A 3,468-nucleotide genomic window follows, 5' to 3' on the forward strand; every position below is an offset into this window, starting at 1 on the left:
GCCTGAATTCGCAGATCGGGGAGAACAGGATTTGGCTGTCCGGCGGCGAACGGCAACGGCCCGCGATCGCCCGCTCCCTGCTCACTCAGCCACCGGTGCTGCTGCTCGATGAGCCCGACCTCGAGCGCCGGTTCGAGGTGACTGTCACCCGTGGCCCCGCCGCCGTCGAAGTCACGGACAGTCGAGTTGGTGGAGTTGGTCGCACATCGCGCTCCCTGCGTGCGGGTGTGACGCGTGCGATGAGGACGCGGAGGACGTCTTGCGGGAGTTGGTTGAGTACTCCGAGGCTCTGACTGCCCGGCAGCTGTGAAAACGGATCACCGGCAGGTTCTCACGATCCTCGAGCACTCCTGGGCCGGCAAAGGCTGGTTCGCAGCGGCAAGACGAGACCACCTGTCCGCGGCACGGGCCGCCGAGCTGCGTGCCGAACCAGTGCAGTCGCCGGCAAATGGGCACTGGTGAAACCCGGTCCCTCCGATGCCAAGCACGCCGTGGCGGTTCCCGATCGGCTTACGGGATAGCGACCGGGCTGAGGATTCCGACAAGTTCGTGAGAATTGCGCACTCACACGATGTTGAGAACCTGCAGGTCGGATGCGCAGAGGGCTGACGCCGAGGAGTGGATCCTGCAATAGGTTCCACGGTTCCGTGTCGGTAGGAGGCCCTAACAAGACACGTTTCCGCTGCCCAGGCGCCGAGGAATCCGACGAAACTTCCGGCAAAAGGTTGGAAAGCCCAGGTCGCCGAGATCAACGACTGACACCGGACGTTGGAACCTACACCGTCGTTGTTGTAGGTTCCAACTGCCTTGCTGTTGATGGGGTTCGCCGGGGCGTTCCGGCGCAGCGACCTCGTCGGCCTCACCTGTGGCGACGTCACCCTGCACATGTTGGACGGAGTCCATGTGCGGCTGCGGTGGTCGAGGACCGACCAGGAAGGACTTAGTGTGGTACGGGCGTTGCCGTGCACCACCAACCATGTCAGTTGCCAACCGTGTGCCTATGTTCGGTGGGCGCAGGTCGTCGCCACATTCGACGTGGCCGGCCGGCCCGGGGTGATTCGGTTGCGGCGTATCGCGCCGGCATTCGAGACCCACGTTGTGCCGGGGTGCCCTACCGCGGATGCGGGCACGCATGCCGTTGTTGCGGTCGATCCCCAAAACGGCAACCTGTCCGACACCGCGCTGTCGGGGGCAGCGGAGCAGCTTACGGAAGAACTGCTTGGCAGCCTTGGCGTTTCGACGCGACTGGACGAGGATGTCGAGCACCACACCGTCCTGGTCGACCGCACGCCACAAGTACATCCGCTCGCCGTTGATCGGGATGAACACTTCATCGAGGTGCCACTTGTCGACAGGCGGGCCTGCGGCGGCGCAGCTGGTTGGCATAGGACTGGCCGAACTTCGCGCACCACTGCCGGATCGTCTCGTGCGAGACCACGACGCCGCGTTCGAACATCAGTTCCTGCACGTCACGCAGGCTCAACGCGAAGCGGTGATACAGCCACACGGCGTGGCTGATGATTCTTCGGGTAGCGGAAGCCCTTGTACGACGAATCTGCGCTGGTCACGGTCGCCCATCCTCCCAGCGGTCACCCGCACAGCCAAGTTGACGATGCGCGCCGGGGTATGTGAGCGGGTGCGAACGTACAACGGCGCACCCGCTCACACCGACACCATTGCGGCCGGCACCGAGTGTTCCTCGAACACCCTGCTCAGGTTTGGTCGATTTTCGAGAACTGCTGTTCGATATCCCCGAGCTGGTCAGTCACCTCGTCGAGCAGGGTCTTGAGCAGTTTGCCGAAGGTGGCGGATCCGGTCGTCTTCAGCTCGGTGGCAACATCTTTGACGGCCTCCATGTGGAGCGGTTCGGGGAGAAATGCTCTGATGGCAGCGTCGATGCCGGTGCCGAGTGGTTTGTCTCGAAGAACCTTCTGCGTGATCGGAAGGTCCTCGCCGATCGTGTCACGCGCCTCTGGCCACTGACCTCACCGCAGCCGAGGACACGGCCCGCGCCGCGGTCGAACGTGGCCGCCAGCTCGAAGTGTCCTCAACGCATGTCGATCGTCTGGCCCCCGCCCACACCGCCGTCGCGGCGAGCACCGCGTCACCCGCGACCACCGGCCCTACGGGACCGCGGCTTCGGTTGCCGATCGGCCAGGGTGTCAATGGTTGAACCGGCCGATGAGCCATTGCACAGCGGTCGGGTTGTCGAGGAGAAGCCCGGCCGCATGCCCCGCGGCCCCGAGTTGCGGTAGCAGCGGGGGCGTGTCGAGGCGTGCGACGGTCACGTCGGCGCCGGCACCACGCCAGGCGTTCTCCAAGGCGTAGGTGTCCGCGGCGGGGGTGACGTCGTCGTTGACGTTCTGAGCGAGGAGAACGGGATCAGCGGGGGCTGGTGTGCCCAGGTTGAAGCTGTCGAGAACAGCCCGGATCGCGGGATTGGCTTGCAGTTCGTCGGTGATGGGTCGGCCACTGACCGTCAACGAACTGGTGGGCTGATAGGCATGGAGTAGGGCGTTCAAGTCGCATTCGGTTGCGGTGCGGTGCAGGAAGTCGATCCCGTCGGAGTTGAGCATCGTGGTGACCGCATTCGTGAATTCCGGGTGGCTGCCCAGCAGGCCGTTGAGGAAGAACCCGATTACATCGGTGAGCGCTTTGCCGTCGACGTTCGACAGGGTAGAGGCGACGTTCGCGGGCGGTGCGCCGACAACGGTGCCCGCGAGGTTGAGGTCGGGAGCGTAGCTGCGGGCGAGTTGGGCGGCGCCACCGGATGCCGAGCCGCCTTGCGAGTATCCCCAAATTCCTACCGGCGCACGCGGGGTCGCCGCGCCGAAGCGAATGGCGGCGCGTGTTGCGTCAAGGACGGCGTGCGCTTCGGGTACCGGTTGCAGGTACGTGTGTGCGCCCGGGGTGCCCAGCCCCTCATAGTCGGTGACCACGACGGTGATGCCGCGTGCCAGCAGCGACACGACGTCGAGAATGTATAGGTTGGGCATCGGTGTTCCGGCACCATCGGTAGTGATGCCGTCGGCGACCAGTTTCGAGGGGGCGCAATTGTCGCCCGCGCCGATGGTGCCGAAGGTATAGCTGACGAGGGGGCGTGGCCCGGATCCAGACCACGCTGCGGTCGGCTCCAGAATCGTTCCGGTGACCGCGACCGGTGCGCCGACGGTGTCGGAGGAGAGATACATGATTCGGGTGGCGGACGCGGCCGGTACCAGGGTCGCCAACGGGGAACCACCCAGCGGGCGGAAGGGTTCGCTGCGGATCAGATCCCCGCTGTTACCGGCGGGCAGCGGATTCGGTGGGAGATAGAAATCCGCCGCGGCTGCGGTTGCCGGTTCCGCCACCACTTGTCCAGCCGACCCGAACATTGCCACCGCAGCGAGCGTGACTGCTGCGGCGGTCACGGCGCGAAAACGACGACGATTCATCCGAACTCTCCTAGGGATATCAGTGATGTTGTGG

3 protein-coding genes and 1 pseudogene are annotated in these 3,468 nt (G+C 65.1%); 1 reads left to right on the forward strand and 3 read right to left on the reverse strand.

The genetic code is table 11. From position 1 onward, the window contains the following. Positions 1-14: 14 nt before the first annotated feature. Complete coding sequence (locus AC1D1G_RS43200) at positions 15-293, forward strand: ATP-binding cassette domain-containing protein (protein WP_477956707.1); 279 nt, start codon at positions 15-17, stop codon at positions 291-293. A 901-nt stretch (positions 294-1,194) separates the two neighbouring features. Here AC1D1G_RS43200 and AC1D1G_RS43205 read toward each other — a convergent pair. From AC1D1G_RS43205 to AC1D1G_RS43215, 3 genes and pseudogenes are all read right to left on the reverse strand, one after another. Beyond that, positions 1,195-1,568, reverse strand: a pseudogene (locus AC1D1G_RS43205) (IS6 family transposase); the annotation flags it as partial. A 144-nt stretch (positions 1,569-1,712) separates the two neighbouring features. Further along, a complete protein-coding gene (locus AC1D1G_RS43210; RefSeq protein WP_283353227.1) occupies positions 1,713-1,856 on the reverse strand; it encodes a hypothetical protein in 144 nt (47 codons plus the stop codon). 306 nt (positions 1,857-2,162) lie between these two features. Next, entirely contained in the window at positions 2,163-3,434 is a 1,272-nt protein-coding gene (locus tag AC1D1G_RS43215; RefSeq protein ID WP_477956706.1) for a lipase family protein, read from the reverse strand. Between the last annotated feature and the right edge of the window lie 34 nt (positions 3,435-3,468).

It is taken from the genome of Rhodococcus sp. P3_B8 (assembly GCF_056402775.1).

What these genes read in the sequence shown, in the direction of transcription:
- AC1D1G_RS43215 (WP_477956706.1), bottom strand. Translation starts at nt 3,434, where the DNA reads ATGAATCGTCGTCGTTTTCGCGCCGTGACCGCCGCAGCAGTCACGCTC.
- AC1D1G_RS43210 (WP_283353227.1), bottom strand. Translation starts at nt 1,856, where the DNA reads ATGGAGGCCGTCAAAGATGTTGCCACCGAGCTGAAGACGACCGGATCC.